Here is a 19,162-nt window from a genome sequence, read left to right on the forward strand (position 1 = left end):
TGACTACAAAATCGTACTGATCATCTCGCAGGTATTTGGATACACGCTATCCAAATTCATCGGGATCAAGGTCATATAAGAAATGCGGTCGAATCATTGCATTGTATTGTTCATTGGTATCGCGGAGACAGCTCTATTTTTCGTCGACGTTGTCCCACTTCCCTACAACTTCATCCTCATGTTTTTGAATGGACTACCGCTGGGCATGATCTGGGGCTCGTGTTCGGTTTTCTTGAAGGCCGCAAAAACACGGAAGCGTTGGGAGCGGGCCTTTGCTCCAGCTTTATCATTTCTTCGGGTTTAGTGAAATCCGTTGGTCGCTATACAATTACCGATTGGGGTGTGCCCGAACTCTGGATGCACTTCGTTACGGGATTGATCTTTACGCCCATTCTTCTGCTGTCTGTCTGGCTTCTTCGAGCTGTGCCTCCACCGAACGAAGAAGACATAGTGCACAGGACCACGCGTGCGCCCATGACGGGAGCCGAGCGTATTCAATTCTTCAAGCAAATAGGCGGCGGGCTCGCCCTCATTGTAGTCTTCCACACGCTTGTAACCGCCTACCGAGATTTTCACGACAACCTCGCTATCAGGCTTTTACGAGAAATCGGGCACGGCGATAGCGCGTCTAATCTCGTCCGATCCGAGATTCCCATAGCGTTTTCCGTTCTTATCGTGCTTGGGAGCCTATTTCTGATTCGCGGAAATCGGCTGGCCTTGGATGTGGCCCATATCGTTATGGCCGTTGGGAGCGCGCTCATTGGGATTAGCACTTGGCTTTTCCAATCGGGAGCCATCAACCCCTACCTTTGGTTCACCTTGGTGGGACTGGGACTCTATCTGGCCTACGTGCCCATCCAGTGCATGCTTTTCGATCGTCTCATTGCCGCTTTGAAAAGCGCGGCGAATATCGGCTTCTTTATGTATATTGCCGATTCAACGGGTTATCTGGCCAGCGTTGTGGTCATACTCTACCGCAATTTCTTAGCTGGAGATCAAAGCTGGCTCACCTTTTTCGTTAGTTCTAGCTACCTGATATCGATTATGGGAACAACACTTGTTCTACTTTCACTGGCTTTCTTTAATCGAAAGCTGAATACAGCGGCGAAGACTGCGCCTCCTCAGCAGGGAACGCTCGCTTAGCAAGCATCTATCATGCTAAAACAAAGTCGCCATGCAATTGTGCATAAACTCCTTTGGCGGCCAGCAAATCGCTATGGGACCCTGCTTCCACCAATTCTCCCTGATCAAGGACGAATATCCGGTCAGCGATTCGGGCAACATTAAGGCGATGGGCAATGAAGATGCTGGTGCGGCCATCGATCAAGCGAGAAAGAGCTGCCTGAATTCTAGCTTCGGTCATCACATCAACTGAGCTTGTCGCTTCATCCAAAATCAGGATACGGGGATCGCACAACATCGCCCTTGCGAAGCAAACAATCTGCCGTTGACCGTTCGACAAGTTCTTCCCATTCTCTCCCACTTTCGTATCCAAGCCCTCGGGCAAGGATTCCAAGATATCGCGCGAGTCCAATTGATCGATCGCCCAATGAACTAAATCCGCGGTCGCAGCTGGCGATCCCAGCTTGATATTATCTGTCACGGATCCATCGAATAAAAAGGCTTGCTGCGTTACAATGCCGAAATGCTTCCTCAATGCCAGACCGTGCATTTCCACTGTAGAGATCCCATCGATTTCTAGACTGCCACTCGTGGGCAGATAGTGCTTGCTGATCAAATTGGCCAACGTGCTCTTGCCGGATCCCGTATGACCGACGAGGGCTACCGTTTCTCTAGGTTCGATGCGAAAATCGATACCCTTGAGCACCGGTTTTCCATCCAGATAGCTGAAGCTGAGGTCCTTGGCCTCAATCGATCCCTTCAGAGATGCCAGCCTAACGAGCTTAGGTGTCTCTTTCCAATCGGGCTCTTTGTCGAGGAGTTGAAATACCCGTTCTGCTCCCGCCACCGAGGCCAGTGCTTGAGTGTAGATGCGTCCGATGTTCTGGACGGGCATAAAGAAATAGTTCGCCAGAAAAAAGAAGGCAATGAAATCATCCACACTGGAATCAAAGCTTCCCGTTAAGGTGCCGTAGGACCCCACAGCTAAGAGCAGAGCAAGAAATCCCTGAGTATTGAATTCGAGCAAAGGAAGATAGATTGCCGTATTTCTAGCGAGATTCTGGTTATTGGCAGCGTGGTCCTGAATGAGCGTTTCAAATTCGTCGGCCGTCGGTCTTTCCCGAGCAAAACTTTGAATAATCTTCATTCCGTTAACTGCCTCGGCAACTTTGCTCGTCAATCGGCTTTGGCTAAGCTGCGTTTGACGGGACCAATGGGATAGTTTGCCGCGGAAATAGATATTGATTCCGTAAATTACCGGGGCCACCACTAGCACGATGCAAAACAATGCCGGGTTGTAGATGAACATGAAAACGCTCGAAACCAGCATTTGCCCGACCAGCATCAAACCGAAAAAGAATACCACGTGGACGCCTCGACGCATATTTTCGATGTCCGAAATATAGCGACTCAGCAAGCTACCCACTTTCGTCTTGGTGTAGAATCCCAGCGAAAACGTTTGCAGCTTTTCGAACAGGCCATTGCGCAAGCCCTGAGCCACTCGCTCCCCTAGTTGCTGCGAGGCCAGCATGCGATAACTGAAGGTCACCTCTGTCACGATCGCCAGAATGACAAACACTCCAGACCACAAAATAACCCCTTGAAAGTCCTTCGAGGCAATAGGTCCATTGATAACGTGCCCTATAAGCACCCCTTGCATAGGACGGAGGATAGATCGAGCCGCCGATAGGGCCAGACAGAGGTCGCGCAGCCTCGAATGGGGTCGCATGTAGGAGAAGATTCGGAATATCAGTTTAAGGTCTAGACGACGCTCTTCTGATTTAATTCCGGCCCCAATGGGGTCGCCACCTGTTGCCTTGACGAAACTCATACGGTTACCTCTCGATCGAGCAAGGATCCAAACTGGGTTGCCACCATTTCCGAATAAGCTCCGGATTGACCCATCAGTTCATCGTGGGCGCCAATCTCGACGATACGGCCTTCCTTCATAACGATAATGCGATCGGCTCGGGCCAATGTGGATACGCGATGAGCCACGATGAAAGTCGTCTTTTCCGACATCTCGTTTTTAAGTCCGTCGAAAATGCGCTTTTCCGTTCTGGGATCGATGGCTGAAGTCGGATCGTCTAAGAGCAGAATCTTCGGATCTGGCAATAATGCTCTGGCAATACTAAGACGCTGCCTTTGCCCTCCAGACAGGTCGACTCCCATCTCTCCGATAATTGTATCGTATCCATTTTCCAAATCTACAATAAACTCGTTTGCGCAAGCGATCTTCGCTGCCTTAACCACTAGTTCCATTGGAGCCTCAGCATTGCCGAATCGTATGTTTTCGGCTATCGACTGGCTGAATATAAACGCATCTTGAAAAACGACTCCAACATTTCTTCGCAAGCATTGAAGATCTAGTCTTCGAGCGTCTACGCCACTAACGGAAACAATCCCTCGATCCGGATCATAAAGTCTCGGAATCAAGTTCAATAAAGAGCTCTTGCCCGCTGCAGTCTCACCAGCCAAGGCCACGATTTCACCGGGTTCCACCTCGAAATCAACCTCAGAAAGAGCGTTTCTAGTTTCATTGTAGGAAACCGTAACGCGATCAAAGCGCACCCGTCCGGTAAACGGTTGAGGTGTCAGCGGATTATCTGGCTGTTGCACTGAAGGCTCGGTATTCAAAATATCATGCAACCTCCTGGCCCCTGTAAGGCTTTCTTGAGTGGCATTAGCAATCTGAGCCACGTTGGCTATGCGGTTGGCGAACTGCTGGAGCAGTCCAGCGAAAACGACGAATCCAGCTCCCAGCGCCAATTGCCCGGAGATCACTAAGTGTCCGCCGTAGATGATTAGGGCGAACAGACTGGCGTGCGACAAAAGGTTGATACTCGGACCGAAGAGACTGATGCTACGGAATATACGGCTCTGGCATTCCCAAATATCCTTATTCATATTCCTCATTCTGTCGATTGCTTGATCTTCAACAGAGAATCCACGGATAACTTCGGCCCCTCTGATGGCTTCCGACAAATAGAGTATCATTCGGTCGAACGCTTCACGGTAGGAAATGAACAGCGGGCGCGTGGTCTGAGAAAAAGCGAGTGACCTCAAAGCCATTAGCGGCACGAAAATCATGCAAGCAAGAGCCAGTAGGCTGTGTATCTTATACATGAATACTACGTAGATAGAGACGGTAATTATAAGCGTAATCGCTTCCATCAAGGCCAAGTCCACGAACGACCGAACTGCTTGGATATCTCCAGTAGCCCGATTGATCATAGCCCCGCTTGGCTGCTTGGAATAGAATCGCATGCAGCCTTCCTGGAGCTTGCCGAATACTTGGCGCTGCAACTGCGGGGCCAATTTCCCGTGCACAAGCTTGGCAGTGGAAGCGGCCGCTCCATAAAAGAGAAGCCCGTGGGCAACAGCGGAAAGCAACGCTACGCTGGACAGCAAAAGAATCACTTCCATCGGCGTCCAGCCTGCAGGTGGTTGCCAGCCCAGTGGCCAGGCAGGACCAGCCTCACGCATGCCAGACACGAAGGCCAGGTAATCGATTCCCAGGCCAACTACATTCAATCCGAAAACCGCAAACAATGTTAAGGCAACTTGGAGAATCGCAGCCAAGGCGAACAATCTTCTGAATTGCCAGCAAAGGCTTAGCATCCAGCGAGTCAGTAATAGGTTTCCGACGTCGCCACTAGCATTGGTTCCCGGTCTTAGAATTTCCTTAAGTTTGTTTTCGATAATAGAGATCCCAATTCTCTCGCCCTTATAGAGCAAACTTCGTTGAGCGACCGAGGCCGACAAGCTCGTTTTCAGAGCGTTTCCAGCGTCTTCGTTTTTTTACTAAGGGTTCCACGACTAAACCAATGCTGGATCCGGACTTTTCATAGAAATTTTGGATACGCCATCTACCCAAACTTCCTCGACACGACCGTAGGTTTTCATTGGTTCGAAAAGCGTGAGATCGGCGACTTTGCCAACTTCAATACTTCCGAGCCGCTCTTCCCAACCTAGAACCTTCGCCGGCCCGAGCGTTATCAAATTAACAGCTCGACTCGGATCCATCCCTTGATCGATCATCTTAACGACGCTACCTAACATTGAGGGAAAATGGTAATCGCTACAAAGCGAGTCGACGAGGTCTTCACTCAAGGCATCGATACAGGACAGATTGCCGCAATGCGACCCACCACGATAATAATTGGGAGCGCCCATACAAACATACATGCCAAGATCCTTGGCCCTTCGAGCTGCTTCCATGGTAGTAGGCATCTCCGCCAAAGTCGCTCCCGCCTCCTTGGCCTCATCCACGTGATCGACCGTCGTGTCGTCATGGCTCCCTATACACACTTTTCCGGAGAATTTGTCCCGAACTTCAACGCGATTGTTGATGGCACTATTCGCTTCTATTCTCTCTTTGAGCTGCCTCATAGCTTCCTCCACAGTGAGACCCTTCGACGCTGCTTGCTTGACCGCGATTTCCTCGAGACTCCGAAATTGCCGTTGCCCTGGAATATTCTCGTTGTACACGATATTACCCAGTGTCGAGTAGTCCGCCAATTGATCGACAATAACGCTGGCTGGCTCGAAATTCGTGTCCCACCGGATGTGCATAAAATGGCGAACGGAAGAGATTCGAGCCATACGCTCATACTCATCCGCCAAAGCCAAGCCCGATCGAGCACGCAACTCTCCACCCTTTTTCCAAGGGTCATTCGAGATGCGAACAGCTCCCAAAACGGTGGTTAGACCCGAGGCGAGCGCTCGCAAATCCATCATGTGGAACGCCAACTCTATGGGGAAGCCCGCACTCGGCCGCGGGTGCAATTCCTTCTCTATATAATCCGTATGAATATCGATTACCCCCGGAATAAGCCAATGCCCATGAGCATCGTATTCTCCTGGATAATACGAATCCTTCTTAATGTCCGCGATTTTGCCTTCTTCGACGATAACGGATCCCTCTACGAGACCAGAGGGAGTCACTATCTTGGCATTCGTTACGATTTGCTGATTCATAATTACTTCAAAGTATTGCTGCCTAACATTTTTCGTCTCAAATAATCAGATACACGTTCCATGCTGGCTATTAGGACTATGATAAAGATCACCAAGGCTAGCATGTTCTTGTAATTCAGTGTCTTTTGAGCGAGATGCAGCTGCATCCCAACTCCCCCGCCTCCATACACACCCAATACGATCGCTTGCCGCAAATTGATATCGAAGGAGTAAAACCAACTGGAAATGAACGAAGGCATGGCTGCCGGAATGATGGCGTAACGGATTCTCTGGAAGCCAGTGGCTCCTATCGCTTCCAGAGATTCAATCGGACCTCGATCCACATTCTCGATCGATTCCGCGAACAGTTTGCCGAACATCCCAATCGATCCGATAATCAAAGCTAGAGCGGCGCTGAATGGCCCAATTCCCACAGCCACTTGAAAAACGAGCATCGTGACCAGCTGAGGAATCGAGCGTTCAATTGCGAATAGTGTTCGAGTGGTTTTCGCGACGATCGGGCGAGGTGTCGTATTAGAGGCTGCCAGGAAAGCTAGCATAAACGCCAAGAGCCCGCCAAATAGAGACCCAAGAAAGGCCATCGCTATGGTTTCCCCGATCGAATCGAACAGGTTCCTCTGCTGAACAAAGATCATCATGTTCGGGGGAGCCATTCTCTCTACTAAATCGACGATCTGACCGAACTCGTAAATGATCTTCAACGGATCGAATCCCAAAGCTATGGATACACCCGAAAATATCACTGCGAACCCTAGGCAGTAAGTAGCATTCCGACGAAATTTCTTCGAAGGAAGCTCGTAGTCAACGACTGGCTGGTGAGACTCTCCCAATGCTATAGCCTCTCTTTCGTCAGTATTTTTCCCCTAGCGAAATTGGATACCCGCTCCGAAAGATTTACGAGCACCATAATCATCATGATTGCTACCGTGGCTCTCTGATAATCTACAACGGCAATCGCCCTTATAAGTTCATAACCAATTCCAACACCGGCTACGCCACCCAATACGGTTGCCGCTCTGATATTTACTTCAAACCGAAATATGGAGTTGGCGATCAGCGAAGGTAGCACATCGGGAATTACCGTGTAACGTATCACTTGCCAATAGCTAGCCCCAGACGCCTTCAAGGCTTCAAGGCGGCGTTCTTCCACTTCCTCAATCGCGTCCGCTAATAATTTCCCCAACATGCCCACACTCCCGATTGCGATCGCTATGACAGCCGGAAAAAGGCCGATATCCAAAGCCTTTATCAACATGATTAATACAATGATTTCCGGGAGGGCACGCTCTAAGCCCAGAGCCACGCGGGCAAATGGACGTAAAAGTTTGCTTGATACATTCGAGGCTGCTGCTAACCCAATCCCGATCGATATTATAACCGCAATAGGCGTGGCCAGCATGGATATTAGTACTGTGATAGCAGACTGATTTAGCATCGTCATGGTGACCGTCCAATCAGGCGGAAAAAAAATGTTAAGCCGGGAAAACCCGTCAACAATCCCGAAGGTCAGGGCACCAAGATCGAATTCACAAAGGACCGCCGCCGCGTATACGCAGATGGTTAGCCCACCCATCGGCAGGATGAGTTTAAAATAGCGCTTGGGGCTATAAGTGGCCAGAATCGATTTCACGCTAGAAGCTCAACTGAGATTAGTTATTGGGCTTGCCTGAATGGGCACCTGCTCCTCCGTGAAATCGCCACCCTGCCTGTTAGACAGTACTTCATCAAGCTCGTCTCCGTATACTTCCGCTAAATCCGATTCAGTCAGATCCGGTTTGCCGTCGTAGACAACTTCCCCGCCTCGAATCGCAACAACGCGTGTACAATATTTGCGGGTTATTTCTGGCTGATGGAAAACTCCAAGAACCGGTGTTTCTTTTGCCAAGGGCAATAAGAGTTTCATGATCGCCTTGGCATTTTTTGGATCCAAGCTAGAAATCGGCTCGTCTGCCAAATAGATGGAAGGCCTTTGGAACATTGCCCTCGCTATGGCAACCCGCTGCTTCTCGCCGCCGCTTAGGCTACCCGCTCTGCGCGAAGCGAAGCCTTGCATGCCGACTTTGGAGAGCACCTTTAGAGCTTCTTCCGCTTCTTTGTCAGTAAATCCGTAAATCAAACTCCTGAGGGGACTTATCGCACCCAGACGGCCAACCATAACGTTTTCCAGAACGGATAACCTATGCACCAAATTGAACCCTTGGAAAATCACTCCCACATGTCGCCTTGCATTGCGAGCCTCCTTGCCTTTGGCCTGGTCCAAATTACAGCAACTTCCATCGGGACACCTAAATCGAACGGTTCCTTTTTCCGCCCTTGTGAGGCCGAGAATGCAACGCAACGTAAGCGATTTTCCGGCACCGCTCGGACCAAGAACGCCTACAAACTCGCCTTTCTGGATCTTAAAAGTCACGCCCTTGAGCAACTCTTTGCCGTTCGGCAATATTTTCTTAAGATTCGCAACTTCTAACATAGTTCATCCTAGTCCGATAGTAGTTGCATCTGATCCATGTTTCTGGCGATGTCTCGGTAATAGTCATAAGCGGTATCGTCGCCTCGATAGAATATGGGATTGTCAGATATGTATATCGACGAAACTAGAGCCCAAGTATCTGGAGCATCATTATGCATATTGATAAAAGCATCTTGAATGGATTGTTTGAAGTCGCTCGGCAGATCCCCGCGCACCGCGAACGGTCCCGTGGGCATCCACTCTGATTTCCAAAGGACTCTGAACTCGCTCTCCTCAATCGTGCCACGCTCGACTAGGCGTGCCAAGGTAGTAGATGATATTGCGGCCACATCCACTTTTCCCGCAAGGGCAGTCATTATGTTGGCCGTGTGGCTCATGGAATAGACGACTTTTCCAAAAACCACCTCAGGCTTCACTCCGATCGAGTCGAAATACCCTCTCGGAACTAAGTGGCCTGATGTAGAAGCTGGATCATTAAAACTGAACGTTAGTGATTTCGATTTTTCCAAAACGTCGTCCATGCTATTAAGACCGCTGGATGGCGAGGTTATCAAGTAGGACTGATAAGCCCCGTGACGAGACTCTTCCGTTCCTATAATAACCAGTGGCTCGGCGTCCGCCTTTTCGTGAGCGATCAAATAGCTAAATGAACCGAACTGACATATATCGATCTTCTTGGATCTCATCGCTTCAATGGCTATGCTGTAGGATCCTGTCTTCGTGATCTCCACGTCTATGTTTAGCGTTTTCCCGAGATACTGCGCCAAAGCATTATAGATTTCTTTGCGAGACATCCGTTGGGTTTCTTCCTCAGGCGGGTTGTGTCCTATTCGTAGAACCGTGGGCCACCCTCTTTCATCAACGGTGAAATTCGACCCGTTGGGCTGACAACCAGATAGGGCTACAGCGGCAAGCAGAGTTACTGTAATCCAGTATTTCAATACAATACTTAAATATTGGAAATTTATGCGGTCGCGACTTCGACTTCTTCGATGCGGCCGCTTTTGAGCTTAAGTTCCCGATCAGCCAGGTTGCTTAGCGTATACTCATCGTGAGTAATCAAGATAATCGAAGTACCGCGCCTCTTCAGATCCAGAATCTTGCCGATGACGACATCCTTTGTTTTCTGATCGAGGGACGCGGTCGGCTCGTCGATCAGCAGAAATCTGGGAGTGGATATAATGGCTTGGGCCACATTAATCCGCTGCTGCTCTCCACCGGAGAATGTGGATGGATACGCGTCCCAAAGCTCTTGTGGCAGTCCAAGTTCCTCCAAGAACGATCGAGCTTTTTCGAGAGCTTCATCGCGGTCTACGTTTTCCTTAATCAGCTGTTCCGCGACAATCTCTACTGCCGGAACTCTAGGTATCACCTGTAGAAACTGAGAGCAGTAGGTCATCTCGTTTCTTCGAATTGCAAGAATTTCGTGCTCGCTCGCTTTAGCCAAATCGATCTCCCCGTAGAAGCCCGAATGGTATAAGATCTCGCCCTCGTTAATTAGATAAGTTCCGTACAAGCACTTCATCAAGCTCGACTTTCCCGAGCCGGACTTGCCGGTTAATCCGATAATTTCGCCTTTAGCCATGGTGAAACTAATATCCTCCAAGGCATCAATTTTCTTATCGTTCAATATGTGCAGAAGAAACTTCTTCTTCAGACCCCGAATCTCTAGCAAGTTTTCCATTTAGATACCTTTTCCCAGTTAAAGCAGACTGCTTACTAGCAGCTGCGTGTATTCATGTTGTGGATCTTGAAGAATCTGATCAGTCAATCCCGCCTCTACGATCCGACCATCCTTCATTACCATGGTGCGATCCGTCAGCATCCGTATTACGCTTAGGTCGTGAGACACGACTATCATCGAGATGCCTAGCTGCCTTTGTAGACCCCTAATCAAATCGAGGACTCTGGCTTGAACGGAAACGTCTAAACCGGTAGTGACTTCATCTAAGAATAGCAGCGGGGGATTATTGGCGATAGCTTTCGATATTTGAACCCGCTGCTGCATCCCACCAGAGAACGAGCCTGGGGTATTATCCATACGAGGCAAAGGCACTTCAGTGCGCTCAAGAAGATCGCTAGCTCGCTCACGAATCCGCCCAACGTGGAATTCCCCCGCCATCAAAAGCTTCTCGGCGATATTGCCACCCCCTGAGAATTTAAAATTCAGGCCGTCTCGCGGGTTCTGGTATACCATTCCCATCAAATGATTCCGAATGTATCGCTTCTTCTGATTAGACACGTTAAGTAGATTCGTATTACCATCGTTGAATCCACGGAACCGAACATCCCCTCCAGACGCTTCATTATCGAAATAAAGCAGTTGAACGATCGTGCTCTTGCCCGATCCGCTTTCCCCGACAACGCCTAAGACTTCTCCCGGATAAAGATCGAAATCAATTTCCGCACACGCTACAATGGCATCAGTCTCAGGGCATTGGTTGGTCCCGAATTTCGGACCGGTGTAGTTAATTGTATTGGAAATGGGGTCACCATATATTTTCGTGAGTCCCCTAACCCGAAGGAGCCAATCTTCCGTTTTATTCTTAACCATCTTTAGTTGTCTCTCTACTCTGCTGGGTTCGTGAACAATCGCTGATCAGGCCGAGGGCCCTCGCGCAGCTTGTCGAGAAAGTTACTGTCATTAATAACATGTTTGCGACTGCTTTCAGATTCGTAGATTTCATCCATAAAAGCTCGGTCCTCGCCTGTAACTGAGCATCGTATACCTTCAAACTCTTCTACGCGGAATTTAATATCTTCAAACTCTAGAGGCTCTACGGTAGTGTGAGGGGGAACGCAGTGTATCCGCTTTTCCCGTCCCGCAGCAAAAACATGCAGCGTCTTGCTATCACTGAGATTAGGAACATCCCATCGGGGAATGGGTGACGGCGTCATAATGTAGCGGTTGTTTACCTTCACCGGGTAGCCAGCGCCACGCATGATCGCACCAAACTTGACATAGGATTCGTACAAGGAAACCCACATTTTAGCATAGTCCGCCTCCGCGTGCATCTGCCTAGTCTTGAATTCGTAACGTTCGACTCCTCTCAAAATTTCAGGCTGAGGAACCTGGAAAACAATGATCTGACTCTCCGTCAGTACCTCCTCGGGAAGCCGGTGCCGCGTCTGGATAAGCGTCGCATCCGAGGTATGGAAGGTCGTATCACAATGAGTCATACGCTTGACAAAGTTCCTCAAGTTGCACGCGTTTACGCTAGCGTCACTACCTTGATCGATGATCTTAAAAACGTCATTGGGACCGATCATGGACAAAGTGGCATGCAATCCACCCGTCCCCCATCCCCTGGAAATCGGCATTTCCGGCGACGAATATGGAACTTGATAGCCCGGAATGGCGGCCGCTTTAAGAATCTTTCGGCGAATCTCTTTCTTGGTAGATTCGTCAACGAAAGCGTAATTATAACTTCGACTGAATTTCTCTTGTTCGATCATCTCAAATACTTTCCTCGCTCCCCGCAATTACAGTAATTCCTGAGCGGGATCCATGGCATCTTCCTCCGCCATAGGTGTGTTCGCCGTCTTCTTTTGCTTGTCTCCGTTTCGAGAATCATCTTTCCGCTCCATCGCTTTTCTTAGGTTGTCCAGTCCGGACTGGAAGGTCACATAATGCGGAAGCTTCAAATGGTTGGTAAATCCGTAAGACTCAACGCCCTCTGTGTGATATAAAACGAACTCCTGACTATTAGCTGGATGCTCGTCGTTCACACGCATAGTCCGATCCAATATTCCCATGCATATGGACTTCGTTTCATTATGCCCAAAGCATAGGCCGTATCCCAAGGTCATGTAAGGTACTGAATCTCTACCCTTCTTTTTCAGCTTCGAAATAACCTCGGTTTCGGTAACCTTGATGCTTCCGATACACCTGCGTCTACCACGACGGTCCCGCACATGTATCTTAGCTTTGCCTACTCGAAGTTCTCCAATTGTTGGATGGGCAGATCCAAATCCCCTCATTGACGAGTAGGCCAATGCACATAATCCGCCAGTTTCCGCTCTAGCCAACATTTGCAGAGCCGCTGAACGGGGGGCTGGGAACTTAACCGCCTCTCTCGTAACATCCACAACTCTATTGTCTTCGTCATCATCAACCCCTTGAAGCATCCCTTGCTCCAGAAGGATATCCATGATCTTCGAAAAGGATTGCGGATCTTCGAGCAAAGTTCGGTCAAGCCCATCCACTTCATCGATGAATCGCTCGAAGTCCTCTTTGGATTCGGATGCCAGGTCAGTGTTTAGTAAGCGAACCGTGTAGTCACGCGTAGGACCGAGAATCTGTCCGCCTGGCGCTTCCCGGAAGGCCGAGGAGATTCGGCGGGAAACTCGCATCGCTCTTGTATCAATAATGTCCGAGTAGTAGACCCGGTTGAGGGTCGCCCGATAGGCTCTCAAAATGAAAGCCCCCTCAAGCGGGCAACCTTGAACTTGCTTCAAGGCCAAGGCTGCGTGCTCAGGCGCATACAGTGAGCCCTCGCCCATTATCTTGTCCACCAAAGCACTTAGCTGCGTCTTAATCTGCTCTATTTCCAGCGGGGTGGTACGCGAGCAAACTCTTTCGTATTCAACTAGACGAGACGCATTTTCTATCGCGTCTTCTCCGCCCTTTATAGCTACATATCCCATAAGTACGTTCCTTTACTAAATTGGGTGGATGCGGGAGCTCCTTGGTATGCAGGCTACCTTTTGCTCACCCGGTTCGCTGTCGCTAACGAGTATGAGATCAACACCGAGTGGGAACTCCGAGTTTTTTGCCCTCAACGCCTCTATCCATTCGAGCCCCAGTCCTCTAACGTGAAGTTCCATTACTCCATCGATCCCTGGACCTTCCAATCTAATACCTTGAAATCCATCTGCCTGTTCGTCCTCGAATCCCTTCGTTTGCAAAATAATAGTCGCTCCCTCCTCGGGATACGTGAGTAAACCTTCTTTGACCAGTCTCACGAGATCAGGCGACTCGTCCTCGTCGACAATAATAAAATCGGCTTCTTCCAGATCGGCTGACCGGCTGCCCGTATTGACTTTCAAAAATTCTTCACTGGCGGGATTCCCTCGAGCCATGTAGAATGACACGTCCTGATTGAGAAGAGACAAGCATACAGCCGTGGTCGCACTCAATAGGCTTTGCGGCGGCTCAAAACCCAACCGCTTGAGATCGTTTATCTTCCCCGGCCTCGCCATCGAATCGAGGATCGATCGAAAGTGACATTGGGAATCGAATACTTCGTCGTAAGCTGCTTCGCGAACCATATCAGTCTTCCTCCATCAACTTGAAATCTACTCGAGTCTGTAGAGATCTAGCATACTCCTCTTTTTCTGACTGATGAACAGCCTCCGACTGCCCGTCGAGAAACTCCTTTATACGCCGATCGTCGGATGCACATCTTACAAGTGCATCCATAACTGCGATACAATATCCTCTAACCGGCTCTTCTCCTATGCAAAGCCCATATCCCGCTTCACCTTGGACTTCTACTTCGCATTCCGTGGTCAATACCTCTCCCAGATAGAACTCCTGCTTTTCAAGAGAATCCTCTGCCCGCACCATTGTGAGACAGACGTCAGGAGATTTAACTACTCTGACGGGATAGTCTTTTTCGATTTCTTCAACGAAGCCCTTCAGAGGTTCTAATGGGCACTCACACATTACGTAGTCGGCGTCGTATTTCATTGTTGGTGAAAAGAGTATCTCGAGTTTGTTAAGAACGAATGAAGTGCGAATTAAAGTCTCAGGATGACTAAAGTCATTTCGATGAACGCATAGCTATGCCAGTTTCAGTATCCTCTCAACTCACACGCACCCATGATAGACCTTGGTTTTGTAATCGAAACGAACTTTGCCGCCGATCTGAAACCGATCGAAAAGCGCCCGCAAGTTCAACTTGGCTACAGAATGTTGTGGATGTCCCGCATTGAAGGAGTAAGAGGATGACAGGTACCGTCCGAGCAGCCCTTCAAAATCGAACGATTGCTGATACTTATCCTGGAAAACCTGATACCCTGTATCCGAAAAAAGCCGTTCGAATACAGCATCATCGATGCGCCGGTGCTTAACTGAACCATAGGCTGAGGCGTTCTCGTGAAGGAATCCCTCATAAGCGGAGAGAAACGGCGAGGTTTCGTTCCGCTCATTCCAAATCAACGCAACTCCACCGTTTGGCTTGATAATTCGTTGAAATTCGATTTTACTGAGATCTCGATCAAACCAGTGAAAAGACTGGCCTGCGATTATCAGATCAACTGAGGAATCGGGAAGACCGGTGCTCTCCGCACTGGCATCAAGGCTCTCGAAACGCTGCCATTTCTCCAGGAGCTTGTCTCCCGCCTCTCTCATTTCCTTATTTGGCTCGATACCTAAAACTTGATAGCCATTCTCCAGAAAGGCCTCCGACAGCTTTCCTGTTCCCGATCCTACATCCGCGATCAGGGATTCCTCGGTAATTCCGAACGATTCCTCTAACGCTGCTACTACGGACCCGGGATAACTCGGCCGGTACTTCACATAATTAACTACCCGATCTGAAAATCGGACACGACTATCTTTTATTTCACTCATGCTCTTATGACCCGATTCGAAAGCCCATCATGGAACTAACAGATCCAGTCTAGAGCGATGATTAAGCAGAGGGTGAAGAAACGGTTACGAAGTCGTAAACTCTTTGAATTCAGGCGGACCTAATCCCAACGCACTGGAACTCTGACCAAACTCCGTTCGGCAAAACCATCTTTGATAGCCGGAAGGAAAAGCCACTCTTTCAGGCTTCTCTCGCATCGCTCACGCAACCGGTCATTCAATGGCACACTAGTCCGAATATCGGAAACCATGCCTGATTCGTCGACATTCAAAGTAAAATAGGTCGTGCCATTCTGCTTCGCCACGGCGTCTTCCATACCTGAAAAATCCATTGGAAAGCGATGTACCAGAGAAACTCCACGGCTAAGCTCCTGGTTCCCCAACTGATAGCTCGCTACAAACTCGCGATAAAACTCGTGGAACATCTGGTCCACCAAAATGCTAGAACGCTTTCGGAATTCAGATACGATCTCTCCCTGATCGGAAAAGAACAGTAGACTGTATTCGATTTTCTGGCTCGAAAAATCGTAACTCGCGGGATTCATTAGGGAAACGTAGTTTCCGCTACCCGCAGCCAAGTCCCCAATGGACTCGGCCACAATTTCATGACGACCGTCGTAGGTGAAGAATATGGCCGCCATCACGACATTCGTGTAATTTCGGGTCGGGACGATCGTCGCTTCGATTACCGTCCCTTCGGATTCAATCTGCCGATAGGTCGAGAGGGAGGCATTCTGGCTCTCACCAAGTACATGAGCGGAGCTCGAGGCCACTTTTATCTCCCCTTCCGCAAACTCCGAGCCCTTGGCCAAAAAGAGTTTGCTCGAAGAGACATCGATGCTCGAACCCTGTGAATCGAGCGCTTCCTGGCTCGTTGAATCGGCAGCTACTATATCCAATAGCTTTCCGCTGTCTAGGACGGCAAGAGCTACTGGATAATCATCGGTTTTCAATTTGGGATGGTCAAGCATACCAGCGGTTGCGATCGGGACCAGAACAGAGCAGCATAGCGCTTTGGGTAGGAAAAATAATTTGGGGAATTTCATGGGATATAACTGGGGGCTATCCTCTCGCTCGACCGAGCAGAAAGGCGATTTCAGCGATCAGAGTTACAATTATGCGCCAAATACGCGCCAGTCAAGTTACGGTTCCTAAATTCCCAGAAAACTCTACTAATATTTGGATACATTTACAAATATTAATATTAAATTAAGATTAGATTAAGCTATTGTTTGTAGCCGCGAAAATTTTACGCGAATCCTGCTACGAAGAATCTTAAGTCTTCTGCTCAGCTGCAGTGGTAGTCGACCCCAGTAGTTTTATTCTGGCTAGGGCGGCCGTAAACCTCCAGGCACTCTGCCCGAATAGCCAATAAATCTGCCGCTGAATACTCTCTGAGCCTGCTGTCACTTGTTTTAAATATATCAATGGCCTGCTCAAAATAGTCCCGATAGGTGCCTTGAGCGATGAACGGTTCCGACCGAAACATAACGTCAAACTCATCTACATCTCTCAGCTTCCCCGTTTTGTTTCCTTCCGTCAGGTCGACTATCGAATAGCCGCTCGCCAAAACGCAATGGAAATTCGGAACATAGGGCAGCCCGTAGAGTTCGAGTACGGGCTCCACATTCTTGAATCGGCTCGCATCTAAACGGTAGTAGACCAAAACCTTGGAGACGGTTTTCAATCCGCATTCGACGGCCAGGGCGGCTGCACAACCATGTTTAGAGGAACACGTTCCACAGCCATCTTGAAATACCGCTCGAGCTCCCTCGCTTTCGTTTGTTCCGTAAGGCAGCTCCTTCAGGAACTGCAGCGCTTGATGATAGTCCTGCAATCCCTTGGATAGGAACAAGCCGGCTAGTTCCCCCTCGAGCGGAAGATCCGCATTGGGCAGATTAAATCGGCGTTGTCCGACAACTTCCATATTTCTAGCAAGAGCAAGGTTACCGATTAACCACGCGACTGGCTCGTTTAACCGGCTCGTAATCGATCACATTCCCGCGACGATCCATTTCGAATGAGCAACAAGCTTTTAAAGCGATAGCCAGCTTGCTCCGCCCTCTCTGGATCCTCGATTTTGCCCCGGAAAGCGAAATTCCTAGCTCTTGTGCTAACTCGCTTTGCGATCGCCCTTCCAATACATAGAGTCTGACTGCTTTTCCATAGCTCTCAGGCAAGCCGTCAATAAATCGCGGCAACCATTCAATCACTTCACCATTTAGATTGGCATTCTCCTGATTACCTTCCTCAACGGGGTCCACCAACGCGTCCCGCTGTTGGCTTCTACCGACAGATCGATAATAATCGGCTACAGCGTTTCGGGCTATTCGAAAAACCCACGGTTCTAGCCTGTCTCGGTCCGCTAATTGAGAAACGCCTTTGGAAATACGTAGGAACGCTTCCTGCAAAATATCTTCAGCCGCGTGCTTACCAGAAACACGCGACTGAATAAACCTTCTGAGAGACGATCCAAACGAATCGTATATGTGGCCAATCAATTCGGATTCGCTCATCAGCTCCGGATTAGCAGCAAGCCGCCTTCTCAGCTTCGCTCGACTCTTCTGGGCAGCACTCCCCGCTCATGTCCTTCCGAGAATCGGCATCTGCTTCCAATACGACGAATACCTCCCAACGATTTCCGTCGGGATCTGTGGCCCAAACCTTGTCTTGAACAGCATAGCAGCAAGTTGTCGACTCTTGAACTTCAACTTCCTGACCCGCAACCTTGAATCGATCGATCGCTTCCAAAACCGCGTCAGTCGTTTTCACCTGAATGCCAAAATGAGTAGGTCCGCCCTTTTGAGGACCGCCTTCTCTGACCTGATTCAGGGTCAAGTTCACAGAAGGCTCATGGGGCTCGTACTTAACGTAACCCGGGCGCTTCTTAGTGGGTTCCTCTCCCAACAAGAGCGTGTAGAACGCTTCCGAACGTTCCAAGTCGCTCGAAGCGAGCCCCACATGAACGCGTGCGCTACCGGGGAATTCTACCGCAGATACACCTTTTGTCTTAATCATAATATAAGTTCCTTTTTGAATTTGTGATAATGTTCACCCCATAAGACGCCGCTATCCGAGAAAAGACGCGCAAATCGGCAAAAACTCAGCTTTATTTCCAATCTACTCGACTCGAAATGCAATCTGTTCAAAAAACTGACGTCCGAAATGATCAACTGCTTTAGCTTCCGCCCTGTGATAGCCTGCGACAAATCTTCATCTCTCGAGACATCGGTGTTTTTGTCGTGATTTCCGGCAACGTTGTACCAAGGTATTCCGATCAGACTGACAAGATCATTAACGGTATCAAATAAACTCAGATCATCGTTGATGATATCCCCCAAAGAGATGCCAAAAGCATGCTTTCCCGTTTCGATTGCATAAGATACGATGTCGCGTGCGAAGAAATCCACCTGACGCTGAGGATCCCCAAAAAGAAGAACCGAATAGTTTTCCCTCTCAGTCTCCGCATGCATCGGAAAGTCGATTTGATCGGGAAGGGCGCCTGTTTTCCCATGCCCAGGGAATCGCGTCACCTGGCTTCCATCCGGTTCGTGCACGTAATAGAATCGCGGCACATTTCGGCTATCCAGAGGAGGAGACCAGCCATCTCTGGAAATAGCGAAAAATATAGCATCCCCTGAGTAAGGCAACTGCCACGCTCCGGACCAGTCGGTCACGGCAATGTCAGAACCAATGGACACCGGAATCCCTTCTATGCCCTTTTCGTTATCATCGAAAATCTGATTATCATTTTCGTCGAAAAAGACATATCCAGTAGCCAAATGTTCGAAGCTGGCTTTTGAATACGAAACGGCAACGAGCGTTCCAGCTAATCCGATCACTTCAAGCGCTCTTCTAAACTCCATAGTGAACTTTCGGAACTTGAGATTTGGAATAAGTGAAGAAAAGTCATCGAAGCTGTTACGATCTAATCAGGGGAAAGCTGCACTTTATTAACCTGGCGTTAATACGATCCCAACATCGTTCGAGATACT

The 19,162-nt window shown here is 49.2% G+C and carries 19 protein-coding genes and 1 pseudogene; 1 reads left to right on the plus strand and 19 read right to left on the minus strand.

The genetic code is table 11. The features are described 5' to 3' along the window. The first annotated feature begins 22 nt into the window (after window positions 1–22). Window positions 23–1,143: pseudogene (locus GA004_RS15405) on the plus strand (DUF5690 family protein). 10 nt (window positions 1,144–1,153) lie between these two features. On the opposite strand, the gene GA004_RS15410 reads toward GA004_RS15405, so the two are convergent. The 19 genes from GA004_RS15410 to GA004_RS15500 all read right to left on the minus strand — a co-directional run bounded on the left by GA004_RS15410 (window position 1,154) and on the right by GA004_RS15500 (window position 19,033). Then, entirely contained in the window at window positions 1,154–2,953 is a 1,800-nt protein-coding gene (locus GA004_RS15410) for an ABC transporter ATP-binding protein (protein ID WP_283394768.1), read from the minus strand. Next, the gene (locus tag GA004_RS15415; protein WP_283394769.1) at window positions 2,950–4,860 is read right to left on the minus strand and encodes an ABC transporter ATP-binding protein; all 1,911 of its coding nucleotides are present in this window, start codon (window positions 4,858–4,860) and stop codon (window positions 2,950–2,952) included. Before GA004_RS15415 ends, GA004_RS15410 begins: the two co-directional genes overlap by 4 nt. Before the next feature lie 81 nt (window positions 4,861–4,941). Continuing rightward, window positions 4,942–6,102, minus strand: a complete 1,161-nt coding sequence (locus GA004_RS15420) for an alpha-D-ribose 1-methylphosphonate 5-triphosphate diphosphatase (protein ID WP_283394770.1) — start codon at window positions 6,100–6,102, stop codon at window positions 4,942–4,944. A 2-nt stretch (window positions 6,103–6,104) separates the two neighbouring features. Beyond that, window positions 6,105–6,932, minus strand: a complete 828-nt coding sequence (gene phnE / locus GA004_RS15425; RefSeq protein ID WP_283394771.1) for a phosphonate ABC transporter, permease protein PhnE — start codon at window positions 6,930–6,932, stop codon at window positions 6,105–6,107. A 2-nt stretch (window positions 6,933–6,934) separates the two neighbouring features. Then, window positions 6,935–7,675 carry a PhnE/PtxC family ABC transporter permease gene (locus GA004_RS15430; RefSeq protein WP_283394772.1) on the minus strand — a complete coding sequence of 247 codons (741 nt, stop codon included), beginning with the start codon at window positions 7,673–7,675 and terminating at the stop codon, window positions 6,935–6,937. A gap of 66 nt (window positions 7,676–7,741) precedes the next feature. Beyond that, window positions 7,742–8,572: a phosphonate ABC transporter ATP-binding protein gene (locus GA004_RS15435; RefSeq protein WP_283394773.1), complete on the minus strand. Its 831-nt coding sequence runs from the start codon at window positions 8,570–8,572 to the stop codon at window positions 7,742–7,744. An 8-nt stretch (window positions 8,573–8,580) separates the two neighbouring features. Further along, window positions 8,581–9,513 carry a phosphate/phosphite/phosphonate ABC transporter substrate-binding protein gene (locus tag GA004_RS15440; protein WP_283394774.1) on the minus strand — a complete coding sequence of 311 codons (933 nt, stop codon included), beginning with the start codon at window positions 9,511–9,513 and terminating at the stop codon, window positions 8,581–8,583. Window positions 9,514–9,536: 23 nt separating this feature from the next. Further along, window positions 9,537–10,256, minus strand: coding sequence for a phosphonate C-P lyase system protein PhnL (locus GA004_RS15445; RefSeq protein WP_283394775.1), 720 nt, complete (start codon window positions 10,254–10,256; stop codon window positions 9,537–9,539). Between the two features lie 18 nt (window positions 10,257–10,274). Beyond that, window positions 10,275–11,126, minus strand: a complete 852-nt coding sequence (locus GA004_RS15450) for an ATP-binding cassette domain-containing protein (protein ID WP_283394776.1) — start codon at window positions 11,124–11,126, stop codon at window positions 10,275–10,277. Window positions 11,127–11,140: 14 nt separating this feature from the next. Further along, window positions 11,141–12,028 (minus strand): alpha-D-ribose 1-methylphosphonate 5-phosphate C-P-lyase PhnJ, encoded by an 888-nt coding sequence (locus tag GA004_RS15455; protein ID WP_283394777.1) that lies wholly within the window; start codon window positions 12,026–12,028, stop codon window positions 11,141–11,143. A gap of 27 nt (window positions 12,029–12,055) precedes the next feature. Further along, window positions 12,056–13,219 carry a carbon-phosphorus lyase complex subunit PhnI gene (locus GA004_RS15460; protein WP_283394778.1) on the minus strand — a complete coding sequence of 388 codons (1,164 nt, stop codon included), beginning with the start codon at window positions 13,217–13,219 and terminating at the stop codon, window positions 12,056–12,058. 15 nt (window positions 13,220–13,234) lie between these two features. Beyond that, entirely contained in the window at window positions 13,235–13,843 is a 609-nt protein-coding gene (phnH, locus tag GA004_RS15465) for a phosphonate C-P lyase system protein PhnH (RefSeq protein WP_283394779.1), read from the minus strand. Window position 13,844: 1 nt separating this feature from the next. Continuing rightward, window positions 13,845–14,264 (minus strand): phosphonate C-P lyase system protein PhnG, encoded by a 420-nt coding sequence (locus GA004_RS15470; protein WP_283394780.1) that lies wholly within the window; start codon window positions 14,262–14,264, stop codon window positions 13,845–13,847. A gap of 120 nt (window positions 14,265–14,384) precedes the next feature. Further along, on the minus strand, window positions 14,385–15,149 hold the full coding sequence (locus GA004_RS15475) for a class I SAM-dependent methyltransferase (RefSeq protein WP_283394781.1): 765 nt from the start codon (window positions 15,147–15,149) through the stop codon (window positions 14,385–14,387). A gap of 119 nt (window positions 15,150–15,268) precedes the next feature. Further along, the gene (locus GA004_RS15480; protein WP_283394782.1) at window positions 15,269–16,213 is read right to left on the minus strand and encodes an energy transducer TonB; all 945 of its coding nucleotides are present in this window, start codon (window positions 16,211–16,213) and stop codon (window positions 15,269–15,271) included. A gap of 242 nt (window positions 16,214–16,455) precedes the next feature. Next, window positions 16,456–17,094 carry a hypothetical protein gene (locus GA004_RS15485; protein ID WP_283394783.1) on the minus strand — a complete coding sequence of 213 codons (639 nt, stop codon included), beginning with the start codon at window positions 17,092–17,094 and terminating at the stop codon, window positions 16,456–16,458. 19 nt (window positions 17,095–17,113) lie between these two features. After that, window positions 17,114–17,683: an RNA polymerase sigma factor SigZ gene (gene sigZ / locus GA004_RS15490; protein WP_283394784.1), complete on the minus strand. Its 570-nt coding sequence runs from the start codon at window positions 17,681–17,683 to the stop codon at window positions 17,114–17,116. 10 nt (window positions 17,684–17,693) lie between these two features. Continuing rightward, the gene (locus tag GA004_RS15495; protein WP_283394785.1) at window positions 17,694–18,185 is read right to left on the minus strand and encodes an ArsI/CadI family heavy metal resistance metalloenzyme; all 492 of its coding nucleotides are present in this window, start codon (window positions 18,183–18,185) and stop codon (window positions 17,694–17,696) included. Continuing rightward, complete coding sequence (locus GA004_RS15500) at window positions 18,182–19,033, minus strand: metallophosphoesterase (RefSeq protein WP_283394786.1); 852 nt, start codon at window positions 19,031–19,033, stop codon at window positions 18,182–18,184. Before GA004_RS15500 ends, GA004_RS15495 begins: the two co-directional genes overlap by 4 nt. Between the last annotated feature and the right edge of the window lie 129 nt (window positions 19,034–19,162).

Source organism: Candidatus Pelagisphaera phototrophica (genome assembly GCF_014529625.1).
GTDB lineage: Bacteria > Verrucomicrobiota > Verrucomicrobiia > Opitutales > Opitutaceae > Pelagisphaera > Pelagisphaera phototrophica.